Raw genomic sequence first — 18780 nt, forward strand, 5'->3', positions numbered from 1 at the left:
CTAGCCCAAACCTAGGTTTTTTAATTTGTACTGCAAGGAACCTCTGGAAATTCCCAGGGCCTTTGCCATTCGTATTTGGTTACCGCCGAACAATTTATCCGCCAAAAGAATTTTTTGGCGCTCCACGGCTTCCACAGCTTTTCGCAAATCCAGGTCCTCCGGATCCGGAAGAGAAATTCCTTTTGAACCTTCCTTTTTAAGGTCCGAATTTCGAATCTCTCCCGAGCCGGAATTTAAAACTGCCTCTTCGATCGCATTTCTGAGATCCTCTAAATTTTGGCAGGATATTCCTCCTACCAAAGACTCAATCGCATCCTCAGAAAGTGCTAAATCCGGACGGCCATATAACTCGCAGACCTCTTGAAAAATCGGCTGGACCGCCGCTATTTTATCCGATTTTGCCCAGTCCTTCCAGGCAGGTAATTGTAACTTATTTTCGGCCAAAAGAGAACGAAAATATAAGAACTCTTCCGTTGATTTTTTGCCTGAGTTCTCTAAAAAAATAAGACGGGATTTTCCAGACTTTCTCTGAGAATATTCGAATAAGATTCTCTGCTGGGCCAAAGAATAATTCTCTGAATTTTCTAAAATTAGAGTCCCAGACTCGGCCATTTTTTCCCAATCAATAAGTGCTTTTTCTAACTTGGATGCCTGCTCCGGAAGGATCGAAACCGTTAAAATTGGCCTACCAGGAAACTCCCTTTTTTGGATCCATTTTGCTAGAGTTTTTTTCCCCGAAGAATCAGGACCTGAAATACAGATACTTCCTGATTCCTTGAATTTTTCTAGCTGAGAATTTTTCCCATTTCCTAATCTAAAAATCAACTCCCCTAATGGATCCGAACTAACGTCCTCGGAAAGTTTATAAACGGTAGAAGGTTCCGATTCTTTTTTTAAAAGCCGGGCCACCTTCTGACAGAGTAAATGTAAGAGTAAAATTTGTCTTTCTACCGCTTGGCTTGGAAGCTCTATCAGAAAGAATCCAAACATTCTTCCATCCAGTAAAACCGGGGATAATAAACATCCCAAGGAATCATCTCGGAATAGTTCCACTTCTTCTGACCTGGGCAAGAAGAATGGAGATTTGCTTCCTTCTAATCGGCTCCTGATCTGGGAACCCTTGGTCAGAAAAGGATAGAAAAATCCTTCTTCTCCATAACCCCAAGAACCAGCTTCCTCTAAGGAAGAAGGATCAGATTCTGAGACCAAAGTGGCAAGTCCTGCCAGGCCATCGATTAATCTTAAACATTCCGGAAATGCAAGAGGTAACAAAATCCTAAGTTCTTTAGGATTTGGATTCCCCCATATAAATTCTTCCGGAGCGGATAGCATAGAAGGGAAAATGTTTAAAATTAAGCATGGTGTCAACCATGTACCTGGACTTTCTTTCGAATGTCGGACGTCCGACATTTGGATCCGATTTTTCTGCAATTTTTAGAAAATTTAAGAATTAGTTTGAATGCTTCTCCCCTTCTTCTTATATGGAAATATAGTGTTGGCTTCGGTCCCGAAGTTAACTTTTAATTTTTATTTTTGTTTAATTTCCTCTCATTATTCTATCGATTTCGTGCGGTAGATATAAGGACGGGATGTCGGACATCCGACAATTGAGATACAAGGGAACAGAATGATTGTAGTATCCATCGCAAACCAAAAGGGCGGAGAAGGTAAAACCACCACCTCCCTGAATTTAGCTTGGGGTCTCGCCAGAAGAGGTAAAAAAACTCTGCTGATCGATATAGATCCTCAGGCAAATTCAACAGGGATTTTCCTGAATCCAGATGGATTAGAAAAATCCATGCATAATATTTTCCAATCCAAAGCGAAGATCAGAGAAGTTATGGTTAAGACCGAGGTGGAGAATTTAAATATCGCCCCTTCCCGTCTGACCCTTGCCGAGGCGGAAACAATTGCTGCAATTGTGGACGCACCTTATATTCTGAGAGACGCTCTTGCGGACCTGGAAAAAGAAATGGATTTTTGTGTGATCGATTGTCCGCCTAGTCTTTCCATTTTTACGATTAACGCACTTGTCGCTTCCAACTTTGTTATCATTCCTCTCCAAGCGGAAAAATTTTCCGTGGATGGAATTTTGGGACTGCAACAAACAATTACTAGCATTAAAAAAAGGATCAACCCTGACTTGGAGATTATGGGAGCACTAGTCACCCAGCTCAAGCCTCAGACACTTCTTACTAAAACGATCATTCCTGTTCTTACCAAATATTTCAGAATTTTTGATAATAGTATCTCGGACGGAGTTGCCGTGGGAGAATCTCACCTAGCAAGAAAGTCAGTCTATGAGTATAATAAATCCAGCCGTCAGGCCCAGGAATATGAAGGCTTCATTGAGGAATTTTTGAATGAGCTCAAAAAGTAAAAGACTAGGCTCTCTCGCAGATGTTTTCCAGGCAGAAAAATTAGAAGGCACCATCCGCAAGATCCGCCTGGATAAAATCCGTCCTTCTGAAAGCCAACCAAGACAAGAGAGAAAAAAAGGTGTAGAAGAGCTTGCCCAAAGTTTGGACAAGGATGGACTTCTACAACCTATCCTAGTCACCAAAAAAGCGGATGAAGAATTTTATACAATCATCGCCGGAGAGAGAAGATTCCATGCGGCTAGCCTTCTCAAATGGCCGGAAGTAGAATGTAAAATTCTAGATAAGGACGCGAAGGAAACTTTCCGCCTAGCAATCATTGAAAACCTACAAAGGGAAAATTTATCTCCCTATGAAGAGATAGAGGCGATGACCCATCTCAAAACTTCTTTTTCTTATACTGACCTGGAACTAGGAAACATGTTTGGGAAAAGTAGAAGTTATATGACCGAACTTTTGGGAATTTCTTCTCTCTCAAAGGAAGACCTGAAGGTTTGTAAAGACGCAGGGATAGAATCCAAAAACCTTTTGGTACAGGCAGCATCTGCAGCCAAAAAAGGGACTCTGAAAGATTTTCTGGAAAAATTCAATTCGGGCGAATTGAAAACCGTAAAAGACGCAAAAACTTTCAATAGAGCTGAGGAAGGCGGGCTATTCTCTCCTGGACAAATCGGAACCAAAATTGGATCTGAAAAACCTACAATTTCTGCCTACCCTTATAAGATCGTAAAAAAAGGTAAAAGCGTCATCATCTCCACCGAAGACGAAGAATTTCTTTCAGAACTTCACAAATTCGTTAAGAAAGAAATTTCTAAAAAATTCGGGAAATAAATTCCTAAACTCAAAAACGAAATCGAATAACGATTATTGTTAAACGAAGTCTAGCAGTACAAACATGTACTTAGCAAAAGATTTTATTGGGCTTAGGCTGAAAAAGTCGGGAATGAGTTGACGGAGCCGAAAAAAACTCCAATATGTGACATAATATTCTAAACGGAAATGTAGTACTTTCTCCCAACCCGGAAGAGAGGAGGAAGAAGCATATCCGTCGGTCTGAGATAAAAAAACTCCCCTGGTTCACCAGGGGCCGGACCTTCCCGAAGGAATGTTGTTGGATGAGACATAAGTAACCTTATGTCGGATAAATGTCAACTACCTTCGAACCTTTTTGCTTAAAATTAATTTTTTTGCCTCCGGGGCAAAAGAGGATCCAAGGTATGGGCGAGCATTTTCCATATATAAAATTCCTCTCGGATATCATTGATTCCGGGGTTTGGGCCACTTTATCCCCGGCCGCAAAGACTCTTTATCTCGTCCTGCTTAAATTTAGTGACCAGACCTTTAAGCCAGTCTGGCCCAGTAACGAAAGCTTGATCCGACTCACCGGCTTAAAGACTAAAAAATCTATTAACGAAGGAAAGAAAGACCTAGTAAGAGCGGGCCTTCTTCAATTTGTTCCTGGGACCGGGCATAAGAATTCCACTTATTATTTTTGCTTCAACTATCCGGGTTCCAGAATTCCACCTCAGGGGGTTATTTTTGGAAACCCCGGAGGGGGATTGGGATCGACCCCAGGGGTGTTGGCAGGTAGCCCGGAGAGGGGTGGAAATGGAAACCCAAACAATATAAATATAACCATCCATAATACCCAAAACCAAAAACCTAGTTTGGAAAAGAAAGAATTGAGTTTAGATTCTTTAAGAGAACGTTACGGAGATGATATCTTGTCCGAGGCAATGGAAATTGCGAAGGCACAAGGACTTGGTGAAAATTTACATTATATTCGAGGCATTTGCAAAAACCTGTCCGGAACCAAACGGCCGAATTTTGAGCACGCCTCCCCCATCCAATCTCAGGACCTGGGACATTCTTCAGGAAAAGAAGCTTCTTGGATTGGATTTTTAGAATGGTGTAAGGGGAATCTTTCTAGAAGCAGCGTAGAAGTATTGGAAAAACTTCAGGTAGAACCGGACGGTAAGACTCTTTTGGTAAAAGATCCACTTCCTGAGACACTTAGGATGATCATTACAAAGTACTTCACAGACAAAATCCACCCCTCGATACTGGTTATATTTTCTGCAAAAGCCGAAGAAAACCGGGTACATGTTTAAAAGGACCACGTTAAAGCTCTTATGAATGAAGAATCCATCCGGATCAGCCATCCTCGACAAGTTAAAGTAAACGAAATTAAGACCAAAGGTACGTTCGAATTTAAGGAAGGAGGACTTCGTTCTTATTCTGAGCAGTTGGACCATCCTGGTGTTGGGGTCTTGACCTTGGTTTTAAATCCAGGCTCTAGTTTTAATCAGATCAAATTACATCAGTCGGAACAATCCGGCACATTCTTCCCTGACTCTTTTAAATTCGAAATTTCTTTGGATGGAAAAGTTTGGGAGCCGATCCTGCAAGAAACAGGTTTCAGAAGATTGAATAAAAAAGTGGGACAATGGAACTTCTCCTTGGTCCGCGCTAACTTCCTAAAATTGGTCAGTAAGGTTTCTGAAAAAGAAGGAGCCAAATTCAAAGTTTCTATAGGTGCTTTGGAAGTTGGGATCTCAGGAGTCACTAAATTAGAAGTGAGTTCCGAGAAAGACAGATTCTGGGTAAAAGAAAATCTAATAGATGAAAGACCTGATTACGGCTGGTCTTCTGTGGAATCAAATCAACCTAAGGAAGAATTTTTCCTAATGGATCTTGGTTCTATCAGTAGAGTGAATGAGTTGAGAGTTCTTACGCCGAAAGACGGTCACTTACCTTTTCCCGAAACGTTTACTGTATATTATAGCGAAGACGATCTGACCTGGAATCAACTTTTGGAAGAGAACCAATTCTTATCTGAATTGGGAACTTGGTACCAATGGAGATTTTTACCTACGAATATTCGCTTTTTGAAATTCGTTTCTCGTCCTCGCAAAATCCAAAATAAAGAGAAATATTCTGCAAGCATTGTAGAAGTAGAATTATACGCGGCTCCATACTTAAGCGAGCTAACTCATAAGCCAACTGCTGAGCCTTTGCCATATGCAACTGTTCTTAGATCGGGTCTGGTTCGACTCGCAATTGACGGAGAAACTTCTGAAGGTGCCGCAGTTCAGGCAAATGACAGAAGATTAAGAGACGGTTCTACTGAGTATAAAGGTATCGTAGAACTTGCTTCTGATGGGGAAGATAAAGAAGGCGTTGTTGTCCAAGGTAACGACAGAAGATTAAAACATTCTACTGAGGCCGCTTATGGTCTAGTGCGTTTAGCTGGGAACGGCGAAAATCGGGCAGATAGAGTTGTGCAAGGGAACGATGATCGTTTAAAACCTTCTTCTACCCAAAGTTTTGGTATTGTTGAACTTGCGGAGAATGGTGAGACCAAAGAAGGTGCTGTTGTTCAGGGAAATGACGATCGTCTGAAGCATGCAACAAATCAAAAATTCGGTCTGGTTCAATTGGCTCCTCCTGGAGATGCAACTCCTGGAAAAGTGGTCACTTCCGATGATCCAAGACTCAGACATGCTACCACAGAAAGTACAGGTATTTTAAGATTTGCTTCTAATGGAGAAGAATCTGCGGATGCTGCAGTTCAGGGGAATGATAAGAGATTAAAAATTTCTACACCTCAATCTTATGGGATTGTGAAACTTGCTCGTTCCGGTGAAGCAAAAGAAGGTGCAGTTGTCCAAGGTGATGACGAAAGATTACGTAACGCAAGCACTGAATATCCAGGTATAGTAACTGTTGCACCTAAAGGGAAATCTATTCCTGGTCATGTGGTTTCTTCTGATGATCCTAGATTGTCGGATGCAAGACAGCCTCTTCCCCACACTCATGATTACGCTCCTAAAGAGCATGATTTCAGTTCTCATACTGGATATCTGAGACTAAAAGGTTCTGTAGAAGCTCCTTATGCGAATATCTCCCCTCCTCCTGAGAATGCAGGACTTGCATATGCAAGAAATGAGAGCGAAAAAGGAGCAGGTATTGTAGGCTCCGGTAGGTTCTCCGGGATCTTGGGCTTCGGAGAAAAATTCGGAGTCAGAGGCGATAGCGCCTCTGGAGAAAAAGAATCCGCAGGTATTTTAGGTCTGGCCAAAAGAGGATTTGGTGGATGGTTTCATTCTAGATCCGGCCATGCATTATATGCTAGCGGGAAAGGGATCCCAAGTCTGAACGAAACTGGTTCAGGTAAAGCGATCTTGGCAGAAGGTGATTCTGATTTCCTTGGAACAGTATATCTCCAAACCGGAAAAGGTACGGATTGTATCGCTAAATTTTTCCCTGTTCAGTCTTCGGATGTGATTGCGGAAGGTGATCTTCTTGCAATGGGAGAAGATGGTAAACTTCATAAATCCAGACAACCAAACGCTACGAATATAGTAGGTGTCGCAGTAAAATCTGCAGCATTAGTTTTGGGCGATAAACCACAGGCAGAAGGGCAATGGCTTGTAGCAATTGCAGGAGTGGTGCTTGCGAATGTGGAAGCTCAATCTTATCCTGTACAGCCTGGTGACCTATTATGTTCTGGTCTTACCGGAGGACATGCGGTCAGAGTCGCACCTGAAAATTTAAAACCTGGCGCGCTTGTAGCAAAATCTCTGGGCTTACAAAGAAATGGCAGAGGACCTATTCAGGTCCTACTCTGCTGTAGTTGAAAAATTCCCCACACTTGTGGGGAAAGGTTAGAATGAAAAAGATATTAGAAATTTATAAAACGGCCAAAACGCCGGTGTACTCTTTCGAGTTTTTTCCTCCTAAAACTCCGGAAGGAGAGACAAAATTATTCGAAGCCGTGGAAGAATTATCCAAGGTAAGTCCAGGTTATATCACTGTGACTTACGGAGCTGGAGGTTCTACTCGGGACAAAACGATCCGTATTACTTCTGAATTGGCTAAAAAGTTCTCACTTCCTGCGGCGGCGCATTTTACCTGCGTGGGCGGAAATAAAGACGAGATCAGGGTTATATTAAACCAGATCCGAGAATCCGGGATCGAAAACTTAATGGCTCTCCGAGGAGATCCTCCTAAGGGAGAAGAGGCTTTCAAAAAGGTAGAAGGCGGATTTGGTTACGCAAGTGAACTTATCTCTTTTATTAAAGAAGAAGGTTTCGATTTCTGTATGGGAGCAGCTTGTTACCCTGAAAAACATCCGGAAGCTTCGAATCTAGAATCCGATGTGGATAACCTAAAACGCAAAGTGGATTCGGGTGCTTCTTACCTTGTTTCTCAATTATTTTTTAAAAATTCAAATTTTGAATCTTTCTTAAATCTGATCCGTCAAAAAGGGATCAATGTGCCTGTGATCCCAGGGATCATGCCGATTACTTCTTTTACTCAGATTGAAAGATTTAAGGCAATGGCTGCCTGCGAATTTCCTGAAAAACTAGTTTCTGATCTGGAAGAAGTGAAGGATCAGCCGGAAGAATTTTATAAAAGAAGTATCAACTTCTCAGTAAACCAATGCCGCGAACTGGTCAAGATGGGAGCTCCAGGAATTCATCTTTATACCCTAAACCAATCTCCTGCGAGTTTGGATATAGTTAGAGAACTGAAAAATTAAAGGAATAAGTCCTTCTCTTTTTCTGGAGGAAGTAATCCTGTCTCGAGGGCCTTTTGCTGTAATAAGCGGATTGCCCTTTCCCCTTCTTTTCCTAAACTTTTAGAAAATTCGTTCACGTACAGATCTATATGCGCATCCGCCACTTCTCTTGTAGTGGTTTGAGAATGTTTTAAAATATAATCGTACATACTTTCTCTATTTTGGTAAGCAAGAGATAGGCTTTCCTTAATCGCCGAATCCAGGTCATGCTTTACTTGAGCGGAAAGATCTCTGCGGATTGCGATACATCCAAGTGGAATATGCGCACCTGTTGTGCCTTCCCACCATTCTCCTAAATCTTCTACCTTGGCGAGCCCTCTTGATTCGTAGGTGAATCTTTCTTCGTGAATGACGATCCCGAAATCAGCTTCTCCATTTTTTACTTTGTCCAAGATGAGATCATAGCGTGTGGGAACTGGTGTGAAGTCCCCGTTTAAATATAGATGTGTAAGTAAGTTGGCGGTAGTCCAAAGTCCTGGGACTAGGATTTTTTTTCCGTTAGGAGTTCCTACCGAGGCACCTGCTTTTTTTACGATGATGGGGCCGCAGTTCCTACCAAGTGCAGATCCGCTATCTAAAAGAGAATATTTGTCCGCCACATGGAATAAAGCTGCGAATGAAATTTTCGTGGCTTGGAATTTTCCTTTATCGGCGAATTGGTTCAGTTGTTCCACATCGTATAATTCTTCTTTTATAGAAAATGGCGCCTTGGTTTTTGCGGAGATAAGATGATAGAAGATGAATGTGTCGTTCGGACAGGGAGAATATGCCAGACTGAGTTCCATTCTTCCAGGCAATCAGTTCTGATTCTTTTGAAAACGAAAAAAGGAGGTGGAAGGAACACCTGCCCTTAGGTCTATTGGAAAAGAATCGTAGGCTCCCTTGGATATCATTTCGAATTCCCACTCTCATAAATTCCCAAAATTGGATGGGCTTCTCCCCTTTCATACGATTGCTATGGATCTGGATGGAACACTTCTGGATTCTAGGGCTTCTATTTCTAGTTTAAATCATTATGTTTTGCAGTCCGCATTGGACCAAGGAGTTGGGCTGATTATCGCTACGGGTAGAAGGTTCTCTTCTGCTCTTCCATATGCTCAGGAGTTTCGGGGAAATGTGACCGTGGTGGCCAATAATGGGCAGGTGCTCCGAAGTTCTCCCGATGGAGAAAGAATTTCGGAAACATATATTTCTGAAAAGGCAACATTTGCAGTTTTATCTTTGGGAAAGAAGAAGGGCCACTCTCCCCTCCTTCATGTAGACCGCTTCGAAGAGGGGATCGATATTTTAATCGAGTCTCCGATCACGGATGAAAAATATCATAATTATTCGGGCGGAGATATTGCGAGAACCAAGGTGGTTTCAGATCTTCTGGAACATTCCTCCGATCGTGTGCTTGTAGTATGTTATCTTTCCTTAATAAAGGAAGAATTGATCGAATTAGAAAAGGAGCTTCTGGCTTTGCCTGAGTCTTCAGAATATAGGACTGTGATCACTAAAATTCCTGGAGTTTCTTATTGTTTAGAAGTTTTGGAAAAAGGGGTTTCCAAGTGGACTGCAATCCAGTCTTATTTGAAAATTTCAGGTTTAGATGAGGCTGGAGTCATCTCTTTCGGAGACGAATTGAATGATAGAGAAATGCTTTTTTCTTCCGGATATGGATTTGCGATGAAGAATGCAGTGCAGAGTCTGAAAGAAGGCGCTTCTTATATTACTAAATATTCGAATAATGAAGATGGTATTGCGATGACTCTTTTGGAATTATCCCTACTTTCGTTTAGATAAGACTTTTTGATTTTTATCAATCTTTACTTCGCAAGAGGAGCAAGCGACTTCGTAACAACCGAAACTTGTCTCCGTACTTTGGGCTTTGCTAAATAAACCTTTAATGGAAGAAGCAAGCGGAAAGCTCAAATAAACCGCTGCAGAGCCAACAACTAGATATACAATTTTATCTTGGAAGCCTATGTCCCAAACCATAAGGTCATTTTGAAATTCGTTCTCAACACATGCAAGAGGAATATTTTTCGGATCTCTCTGACAGTATTTTGACAAATAAGGCCCTGAATCAGGTATGATCGAAGATAGATGTGGTCCACATTACAAGTTTTTCACTCTGAATCTTCCGACAGGGATTTGCTCTCTCTTCCCGACGCGTTTTCTTGGAAGACTTGTATGCGCACTGTTCTTGTTTCAGATTCCAGGATCCATCCTCATCCGGAAAATCTTCCTGCTCATTGGGAAAGTAAAACTGGTTACGAAGCATATCGACTTCTTCTCGAAATTATCTCCGGTTTAAGATCTAAATTATTTGGAGAGACAGAAGTTCTCTCTCAGTTCAGACAAAGATTCCAAGAAGTTCCTGATCTTGCTTTCGGAGATTATCTGGCAAAACTCAGAGACAATCTGATTGAAGATTGTAGAACTCTTCGTTCTGGGTATTTGCAAAATTTAGGAGAACAATCTTACGGTGGTTTGGCGGATAAATATTTGTCCGAAGCTTTAAATCCTCCTAAGGAAATTGTACTTTTTGGGACCGGTCAGCTTGCTGAAAAAATCTTACCTTGGCTTTCTCATTCTAATAGAACTACCAAGATTGTAGGACGTAATTCAAATCGTTTGGAATTTTTATCTTCTGTTTCCGGTTCTACTTCTTACCTGATGGAAGATTGGTCTCCGAATGGAGAAGCATGGGTGATCGCAGCACCAATGGACTGCTCTGCTTGGATGGATAAATTGGTTCCAGGCAATCTGGTCCTAGATTTTAGAGAAGAACCTTTAGAGGAATCTTGGCCCTCAGATATCGTATATATTTCCTTTGCAGAAATGCTTTCTTCCTTGAAAGAAACAGAAGAAAGAACTAGAAAAGTAAAGGAAGAATTAAAATCCGTTTTAGACGAGCTTTTAGAAGAAAGAGAACTGGAAGCTCATCAATTTGTATTCGGTTGGGATGACCTACCTTGTCCGACGTTTTAAGAATCGGTTCCCGAAAAAGTTCCCTCGCAAAATTACAGACCTGCCTCGTACAAGATCAATTGCACAAATTGTATCCTGAGTTGGAGCTCCAACTTTTTTTCAAGGAAGCAAGTGGTGACCAAGATCTAACTACTCCACTTTGGAAAATGGGGACTAGGGGTGTATTTACCCAAGACCTTACCAAAGAACTTGTCCAAGGAAATGTGGATGTAGTCGTTCACTCCTTTAAGGATTTGGATTTAGAAGGTCATGAGGGCACAGAGATTATAATGGTGCTTCCTCGTGCAGACCAAAGAGATGTTTTACTTTTTAAAAAATCTTCTTACGAAAATCCTCCTAAAGAAATTAAGATCCATTCTTCTAGCCCAAGAAGAGAATATAATCTTTCTGCATTTCTCCCGAGCGCACTCCCCTCTCGTCTTCAAAATTTGCCGATCAGTTTTCATCCTGTAAGAGGGAATGTACAAACTAGACTTCGTAAATGGAAATCTGATCCAGAAGTTTCGGGGATTGTAGTGGCAAAAGCCGCGATAGATCGGCTTCTTGCGGAAAACTTTTCTTTTTCTTCTAACGAAGAGTATTCTGAAGTTAGGAAAGAAATTAGATCTGCGATCTCAAATGAACTGTTTATGGTTCTGCCTTTATCAAAAAATCCGAATGCCCCTGCACAAGGCGCGCTCGCTGCAGAAATTCGAAAAGGTGACGAAAAGACTAAGAAACTTTTACTTCCACTTTCGAATCAAAAAGAAGAAGCAGCTGTTTTGGAAGAGAGAAAAATTCTCTCTTATTTCGGCGGAGGTTGCCACCAAAAGATCGGAGTTTCTGTGATCTTAGGAGGCCCGGCAGATTTTTTATTCGTTCGAGGCAAAACTGATTCAGGTTCTGAGTTAGATGCTTTTGATCGTTGGAATGGAGAAGAATTGCCGATCCCTTCTTCTTTGGATCTTGTATTTCCAAAACCAAGACAGGGTTTTAGAATGAAACGATCTTCTGTGCAAGCTTCTGTTCCGAAGGAAAAATTTTGGTTTGTTTCTCGTGCAGATTCTTTGCCTAAGGAATGGGAATTGCCAGGACCTGATACGATCTATATCGTAGCAGGCGCAAAAACCTGGGAAAAATTAGCATCCAGAGATGTTTGGGTGAATGGTTCCACGGATGGTTTGGGCGAAGAAGATGCAAAGGAAATTGTTAGTTTTTACGAATCCAATCCTGATTTCATCAAACTCACTCATGAAGAAAGTGATATCATAGAAGGTGTCTGGCGAAGGTTTGTAACTTACAAAGTCGATTTTGATTCAGAACAACCTGATCTTTCGGAATATTCCCACTTTTTCTGGATGAGTGCTTCTCAATTTGATAGAGCTTATAGAAAAAATCCGGAAATAGGATCTCGCATTCATTCTTGCGGAACCGGGGCCACGTATAAATATATTAGAAAAATATTAGGTTCGAATGCGAAAATTTTTGCATTTCCGAACTTTGAATCTTGGGAAAGAGCCTGTAAAGGTGAAGCCCCGGATTTTCTTACAAAAAGAGGTGCTGTATGAGTTCCGAGAGTTTGTTGGGCCTGAGAAGAAATCGCCTCAATGCCCCGCTCAGAAATTTGGTCTCTTCTGAGAGTTTGAATCCTAAAAAACTGGTTCAGCCTTTATTCGTAACTGAAAGTTTAAAATCTCCAGAAAAAATGTCTTCTTTGCCTGGAGTGTTCCGTGATAGCCAAGACTCCATTCTGTCTCAAGTAGAATCGGACCTTAAGAATGGTGTGGAGCATTTTCTACTGTTTTTAGTTCCGGAGAAAAAGTCGGATGATTCTATTCCGAAATCATTTTATAAAAATGTAATTGGTAATATTAAATCTAAATTCCCTGACGCGTTTCTCTGGGTGGATACTTGTCTTTGTTCTTTAACCACTCATGGTCATTGTGGACTTTTGGATCCAAAAGGCAGGATAGATAATAGTAGTTCTGTCAAAAGGCTTTCTGAGTTAGCACTTTGTTATGCTGAGTCAGGTGCGGACGGTATCTCTCCTTCTGATATGATGGATGGCAGAATTAGAAGTCACAGAAATATCCTGGACTCCAATGGTTTTCAGCATGTTCCGATCATGAGTTATTCTACAAAATTCAAAAGCCATTTTTATGGTCCATTCAGAGAAGCAGCTGAATCTGCTCCAGGTCATGGAGATCGTTCTTCTTATCAAATCGACGTTAGGAATAGAGAAGATTCTATTCTTTCTTCTATTAGAGATACGGAAGAAGGTGCGGATCTTCTGATGGTCAAACCAGGAATAACTTCTATTGATCTTATCTTGCCTATTAAAGAACAAACAGGATTGCCTGTTGGCGCTTACCAAGTGAGCGGAGAATATGCATCTATTGCGATGCTTGCAGAAAACGGATTTTGTAAATTTGAAGATGCTCTGAAAGAAACATGGCAAGTGTTCTCGAGAGCTGGTGCATCTTATCTGATTACCTACGCAGCGAGAAGAGGAAAGGAGATTTTAGGCTGATGTTTCCAAGTTCTAAGGAACTTTTTGAAAGAGCAAAAAAAGTAGCACCGGGTGGAGTACATTCTCCCGTTAGATCCTTTCGTTCCGTTGGAGGAGATCCTATATTCTTCCAGTCTGGAAAAGGTGCAAAACTTACGGACGTTTCCGGAAAGGAATATATAGATTATTGTTTGAGCTTTGGTCCTTTGATCTTAGGTCATAGAGACGAAGATATCCAAAAGATCGTAAACGAAACCGCAGAACTTGCTTGGAGTTTCGGAGCAACTGAGCCTTATTCTTTAGAACTTGCAGAATGGATTGTGTCAAAAATCCCTTGGGTAGAAAAAATCAGATTCGTGAATAGCGGAACTGAGGCTGTGATGAGCGCGTTACGTGTGGCTCGTGCTGCAACAGGTAGGGATAAAATACTAAAATTTGACGGATGTTATCACGGTCATTTGGATGCGTTGCTTGTAAAAGCAGGTTCCGGACTTGCTGGAGAATCTTCTTCTGATAGTGCTGGTATTGGTTCGGAATTGATCAGAAACACTTTGGTTCTTCCTCTGGACGATGAAAAAGCAGTAGAGGAACTTTTTGCTAAAGAAGGCAAAAATATCGCAGCATTAGTGATAGAACCTCTGCCGGCAAATTACGGTTTATTAATACAGAGAAAAGAATTTTTATCTAAGATCGTTGAGATTGCCAGAAAGCACGGAAGCCTTGTGCTTTTCGATGAGGTGATCAGTGGTTTTAGGGTCGGATTAACAGGAATGAGCGGAGAATTAGGAATTTCGCCTGATCTTGTGACCTACGGGAAGATCATTGGTGGAGGATTTCCTGTCGGAGCTTATGCAGGAAAAGCTGAACTATTGGATCTTGTCGCTCCTCAAGGACCTGTGTACCAAGCAGGAACATTAAGCGCTAGTCCTTTTGGGATGAGAGCCGGCCTTGCTACATTAAAAAAATGTGAAGAAGAGAATGTGTGGAATGTTTTAGAAAATCGTACCAAGTCTTTTATTTCCGGAATGGGTTCCATTTTAAGGGAAAGAGATCCAGAGGGAGATTGGGATTCCAGTGTACATTCTTCTTTGTTTTGGTTCCATAAAAAGTCCCCTACTCCTATTCGCACTGTGGATAAGATACCGGCAGGTCATAAAGAAGGGTTTGCAAAAGTTTTCCACGCACTTCTGGCAGAAGGAATTTATTTAGCTCCTTCCGGTTATGAAGTTGGCTTTTTAAGTTATGCTCATTCTGATAAAATACTTTCTGAAACATTGGAAAAAGCGGATTCCGCATTAAAAAAATTGAAAGTATGAAGGTCTTCGATTCTAAAAAGATAGTTTTACCGGTAATCTGGGTTGTGACCACGGTCTCACTCGGTGTTTGGTGGCTTTTTTTGGGATTAAGACAGAATAGAATGGCGACTGAACTTGCTTCTCGCCTCGGATCTCAGATTGATATCGATTTTTTAGAAAAATTGGAAAGACAAAGTTCCATGATCAAGATGGAAGGAACCTTCTTCCTGTTCTTGCTGGTGAGTGGCGGGGCGACCTTAATTTGGCTTACCTTTAGAGAAGAAAAAAGAAACAAACTCATTCACGATTTTTTCTCCACTGTGACTCACGAAATGAAAACACCTTTGGCAAGTCTTAGGCTACAGGCAGAAAGTTTGTTGGAAGAAGGTGTAGATGCAGGCAAAAACAGACTTCTTCATAGATTATTAAAAGACTCAGATAGAATAGAATCTCAGATGAACAAGGCATTATACCTGGCAAGTCTCATGAGATCAGAAGGATTATATTTAGAAGAGTTGGACCTCCGACACTGGGGAGAAAGTCTAAGAGAAGAATGGTCCGAGTTAGACATCCAAACAGAATGGAAAGAAACCAAAGTGTTAGCAGATAGAAGAGCGCTCGAAAGCATTTTCAGAAATCTTTTGGAAAATTCTGTGCAGCATGGAGGAGCCACAAAGGTAAAAATTCTTTCAGAATCTGTTTCCGGAGATAAGATCAAATTCAGATTCGAAGACAACGGAAAAGGTTTTTCAGGCGATTTTAAATTATTAGGAAGATTATTCTTAAGGCATACAAGCACCAGTGGCACTGGAGTTGGATTGTATATCGCTGAAAAGTTGGCTAAAAGAATGGATGGAAACTTCTCCGTTCGAAATTCCGAGTCAGGAGGATTTTTGGCAGAGCTTGTTCTCCCCTCTTATTCTTCTCAAAGGAGAAACGGCATATGAAAGCGAAATTATTATTAGTAGAAGATGACCGCTCTTTAGGTGAAACTTTAAAAGAACGTTTGGAAAAAGAAGGATATGAAATGGTTTGGACCGTTTCTGCTCAGTCCGCAAAAGTTTTAGCCGCAGAGTCCAAACCTGATCTTATACTTTTAGATGTTCGTTTGCCAGATGGAGATGGATTTGAACTTGCCGAAGAATTAAAATCCAGAAAAGACTGCCCTCCATTTTTATTTTTAACTGCACATTCCGGAGCGCCAGAACGTTTGAGAGGATTCGAACTAGGCGCAGAAGAATTTATACCCAAGCCATTTCACTTAAAGGAATTGCTGATTAGGGTAAAACACGTATTAGAATCTCATAAACATTCCATAAAACAGGCTAAATATTCTTACGAAGGTTACCTTCTGGATTTTTACGGATATTGTATTCTTACACCATCCAAAGAAGAAATCCATCTTTCCAAAAGAGACTGCGCTCTCTTAAACTTTTTGGTAGAAGAAAGAGGAAGAACAGTTAGTCGAGATGAGATCCTAGATCGCCTTTGGGGAGAGGAAAAATTCCCTACAAATAGAACTATAGATAATTCCATTGTTAGATTACGCCAAGCCTTCGGAGATAGAGGTGAAGATGCGATCCGTTCTGTAAGAGGAGTCGGCTACCAATGGATCGGAGACTTAAAAAATGTCTAATACTAGATTCCAAGCCGCACTTAAATTAGAACCTCAGGCTACTCCTCCTATCTGGATGATGCGCCAGGCGGGCCGTTATCATTGGCATTACCAAAATTTAAGAAAAAAACATTCTTTCGAAGAATTATGTAAGGTTCCCGAACTTGCTGCTGAAGTAGCTTTTGGTCCTGTAGATGACTTTGATTTTGATACTGCAATTTTATTTTCTGATATTCTTTTTCCTTTAGAAGCATTCGGAATGGGTTTACGTTTCGGAGATGAAGGTCCAAAACTAGGTTGGCATCTTTCTGTATTAGAAGATCTGAATAAGTTTTATCCTTTGGAGCAAGCTGTGGAATTTATGGGATTTCAAAAGGACGCAGTCATCCGCACGAGAAAAAGAATCTCTAAAGATAAATCCTTGATCGGATTTGTGGGAGGACCTTGGACCCTATTTTGTTATGCTACCCAAGGAAAACATGATGGAAATTTAATACTTCCTAAAGTTTCTGCAGAGTTGCGAGAAGGTTTTTACGAGAAAATCCTGGCATTATTGAAAGAAAATATACGCTTACAATTGGAAGGTGGTGCGGAGATTGTAATGATCTTTGATACCGCAGCTGGAGATGCTTCTCCTGTATTCTTCCAAGAAGCGATCTTACCTACCATCAAAGTTTTGGTAGAAGCATTTCCTGGCAAAATTGGTTATTATGCTAAAAATCTTGCCCCAGGTTCCTTGCAATCTCTTAGGGAAATTTCTGGTCTGATTGGATTCGGGATGGATCATAGAACAGACATAGTTGGCTTTTTAGGGAATGGCTCCCATTTTGTTCAGGGAAATTTTGATCAGGCGTTATTGTTCATGGAGCCCGGAGAATTTAAGAAATATTTAAATCGTTGGATCAGACCGTTTTTAGATCTGGCCCCAGAAAAAAGAGCAGGATGGGTTTGTGGCTTGGGGCATGGAGTTCTGCCAAAAACCCCTGAAGCGAATATTAGAACTTTCGTAAGTACTATACGTGAGGCATTCGTATGAGTTCCAGATCCGATCTAATTCGAAAATATGATGTTCCGGCGCCTAGATATACTAGTTATCCTACTGTGCCTTATTGGGAAGACAATCCTACTCGAGAAGAGTGGATAGATGCGCTTCGCAGAAGGTTGGTCCCTGACGATTCTTCTGTAGCATTATACCTTCATATTCCATTTTGTGAGACTCTTTGTTCTTTCTGTGGATGTAATACTTCTATCACTAAAAACCATTCTGTAGAAGATCCTTACGTAGAAACAGTTCTGCAAGAATTCAGAAAATACCAAGAAGAACTTCCGGAGCTTACTAAACGTGAGCTAAGAGAATTACATTTGGGTGGTGGATCCCCTACTTATCTTTCGGAATCTAATTTGGAAAGTTTATTAAAACCAATTTTAGATTCTTGGAATGTATCTGATTCTCCTGAATTTTCTTTAGAAGTAGATCCAAGAAGAACTAGGCTTTCTCAACTAGAAGTTTTAGCAAAATATGGATTTACAAGGATTAGTCTAGGAGTCCAAGACTTCGATCCAGAAGTGCAAAGATTGGTGAATCGTATTCAACCTTATGATTTGACCGCAGCAATCACTCACGGATCTCGCAAATTGGGATATCATTCTGTAAATTTTGATCTGATCTATGGACTTCCTAGACAAACCAAAGAAAGTATGAAAGAAACAATTCGGAAAACTTTGGAGCTTAGGCCGGATCGTATCGCATTCTATAGTTATGCTCATGTGCCTTGGATTAAGGCTGCGCAGAGATTATTTACTGAAGATGATCTTCCTAAAGGAGAAGAGAAAAGAGAACTCTATGAGATTGGAAGGGAACTTTTCTTAAGCGCAGGATATAAAGAAATTGGAATGGACCATTTTGCTTTAGAGTCTGATTCCTTATATGCCGCTTATCAAAACGGAAATCTTCACCGAAATTTTATGGGTTATACTACCAAGTCCACTGACCTACTTTTAGGTTTAGGTGTGTCTGCAATTTCGGATAGTTGGGATTGTTTTTATCAGAACGAAAAGATTCTGAAAAAATACCAAAGAAAAATTTCGGAAAATGGGCAGGCAATACTCAGGGGACATAAATTAAATTCTGAAGATTTGGTCCAAAGAGAACTCATTCTAAAACTTTCTACTTTGGGAAAAGTAGAAGTTCCGGATCCGATTTTTGAAGAGGTTCGCCTCTATTTGGCCAGCATGGAAGACGATAATTTAATAGAATGGAAAGGAAAAACCCTTGTTTTAACAGACCAGGGAAAACCTTTCTTAAGGAATGCATGTACGGGTTTGGACATGCGTTTGAGAAGAAAAAGTCCTGAAACCAAGGTGTTTTCTCAGTCTATTTGACTCTCTTTCTGAAATATTCGGGTCCAATAGCTGTTTCTTCCTTTAGAAAGGACTCATTTGGA

Annotated in this window: 16 protein-coding genes; 14 read left to right on the plus strand and 2 right to left on the minus strand. The window is 40.9% G+C overall.

Annotated elements, in window-relative coordinates; translation table 11 throughout:
* Positions 1–1410, minus strand: coding sequence for a helix-turn-helix domain-containing protein (locus CH362_RS12515; RefSeq protein WP_244280577.1), 1410 nt, complete (start codon positions 1408–1410; stop codon positions 1–3).
* A 217-nt stretch (positions 1411–1627) separates the two neighbouring features.
* On the opposite strand from CH362_RS12515, the gene CH362_RS12520 reads away from it, so the two are divergent.
* The 5 genes from CH362_RS12520 to metF all read left to right on the plus strand — a co-directional run bounded on the left by CH362_RS12520 (position 1628) and on the right by metF (position 7923).
* Positions 1628–2380, plus strand: coding sequence for a ParA family protein (locus tag CH362_RS12520; RefSeq protein ID WP_100710684.1), 753 nt, complete (start codon positions 1628–1630; stop codon positions 2378–2380).
* Complete coding sequence (locus tag CH362_RS12525; RefSeq protein WP_100710685.1) at positions 2364–3209, plus strand: ParB/RepB/Spo0J family partition protein; 846 nt, start codon at positions 2364–2366, stop codon at positions 3207–3209. The genes CH362_RS12520 and CH362_RS12525 overlap by 17 nt, the downstream gene beginning before the upstream one ends.
* A gap of 386 nt (positions 3210–3595) precedes the next feature.
* Entirely contained in the window at positions 3596–4489 is an 894-nt protein-coding gene (locus tag CH362_RS12535) for a helix-turn-helix domain-containing protein (protein ID WP_100710883.1), read from the plus strand.
* A gap of 21 nt (positions 4490–4510) precedes the next feature.
* Positions 4511–7018: a discoidin domain-containing protein gene (locus tag CH362_RS12540; protein WP_100710686.1), complete on the plus strand. Its 2508-nt coding sequence runs from the start codon at positions 4511–4513 to the stop codon at positions 7016–7018.
* Between the two features lie 32 nt (positions 7019–7050).
* Positions 7051–7923 carry a methylenetetrahydrofolate reductase [NAD(P)H] gene (gene metF / locus CH362_RS12545; RefSeq protein WP_100710687.1) on the plus strand — a complete coding sequence of 291 codons (873 nt, stop codon included), beginning with the start codon at positions 7051–7053 and terminating at the stop codon, positions 7921–7923.
* Here the strand turns inward: metF and CH362_RS12550 are convergent.
* Positions 7920–8747: a 1,4-dihydroxy-6-naphtoate synthase gene (locus tag CH362_RS12550; RefSeq protein WP_165780267.1), complete on the minus strand. Its 828-nt coding sequence runs from the start codon at positions 8745–8747 to the stop codon at positions 7920–7922. The two genes, metF and CH362_RS12550, sit on opposite strands and share 4 nt — an antisense overlap.
* 172 nt (positions 8748–8919) lie before the next feature.
* Here CH362_RS12550 and CH362_RS12555 point away from each other — a divergent pair, with 172 nt between their 5' ends.
* The 9 genes from CH362_RS12555 (at position 8920) to hemN (ending at position 18718) form a co-directional block, all read left to right on the plus strand.
* Positions 8920–9747: a Cof-type HAD-IIB family hydrolase gene (locus CH362_RS12555; protein WP_208859586.1), complete on the plus strand. Its 828-nt coding sequence runs from the start codon at positions 8920–8922 to the stop codon at positions 9745–9747.
* A 303-nt stretch (positions 9748–10050) separates the two neighbouring features.
* Entirely contained in the window at positions 10051–10938 is an 888-nt protein-coding gene (locus CH362_RS12565; RefSeq protein WP_100710690.1) for a glutamyl-tRNA reductase, read from the plus strand.
* Complete coding sequence (locus CH362_RS12570; RefSeq protein ID WP_100710691.1) at positions 10923–12485, plus strand: hydroxymethylbilane synthase; 1563 nt, start codon at positions 10923–10925, stop codon at positions 12483–12485. Before CH362_RS12565 ends, CH362_RS12570 begins: the two co-directional genes overlap by 16 nt.
* Positions 12482–13447, plus strand: coding sequence for a porphobilinogen synthase (gene hemB, locus CH362_RS12575; RefSeq protein WP_100710692.1), 966 nt, complete (start codon positions 12482–12484; stop codon positions 13445–13447). Before CH362_RS12570 ends, hemB begins: the two co-directional genes overlap by 4 nt.
* The gene (gene hemL / locus CH362_RS12580; RefSeq protein WP_100710693.1) at positions 13447–14742 is read left to right on the plus strand and encodes a glutamate-1-semialdehyde 2,1-aminomutase; all 1296 of its coding nucleotides are present in this window, start codon (positions 13447–13449) and stop codon (positions 14740–14742) included. The genes hemB and hemL overlap by 1 nt, the downstream gene beginning before the upstream one ends.
* Entirely contained in the window at positions 14739–15668 is a 930-nt protein-coding gene (locus tag CH362_RS12585; protein ID WP_100710694.1) for a sensor histidine kinase, read from the plus strand. The genes hemL and CH362_RS12585 overlap by 4 nt, the downstream gene beginning before the upstream one ends.
* Complete coding sequence (locus CH362_RS12590; protein WP_100710695.1) at positions 15665–16357, plus strand: response regulator transcription factor; 693 nt, start codon at positions 15665–15667, stop codon at positions 16355–16357. Before CH362_RS12585 ends, CH362_RS12590 begins: the two co-directional genes overlap by 4 nt.
* Positions 16350–17372: a uroporphyrinogen decarboxylase family protein gene (locus tag CH362_RS12595; RefSeq protein ID WP_100710696.1), complete on the plus strand. Its 1023-nt coding sequence runs from the start codon at positions 16350–16352 to the stop codon at positions 17370–17372. Before CH362_RS12590 ends, CH362_RS12595 begins: the two co-directional genes overlap by 8 nt.
* Complete coding sequence (gene hemN / locus CH362_RS12600) at positions 17369–18718, plus strand: oxygen-independent coproporphyrinogen III oxidase (RefSeq protein ID WP_100710697.1); 1350 nt, start codon at positions 17369–17371, stop codon at positions 18716–18718. Before CH362_RS12595 ends, hemN begins: the two co-directional genes overlap by 4 nt.
* Positions 18719–18780: the final 62 nt, after the last annotated feature.

It is taken from the genome of Leptospira saintgironsiae (genome assembly GCF_002811765.1).
Classification (GTDB): Bacteria; Spirochaetota; Leptospiria; order Leptospirales; family Leptospiraceae; genus Leptospira_B; species Leptospira_B saintgironsiae.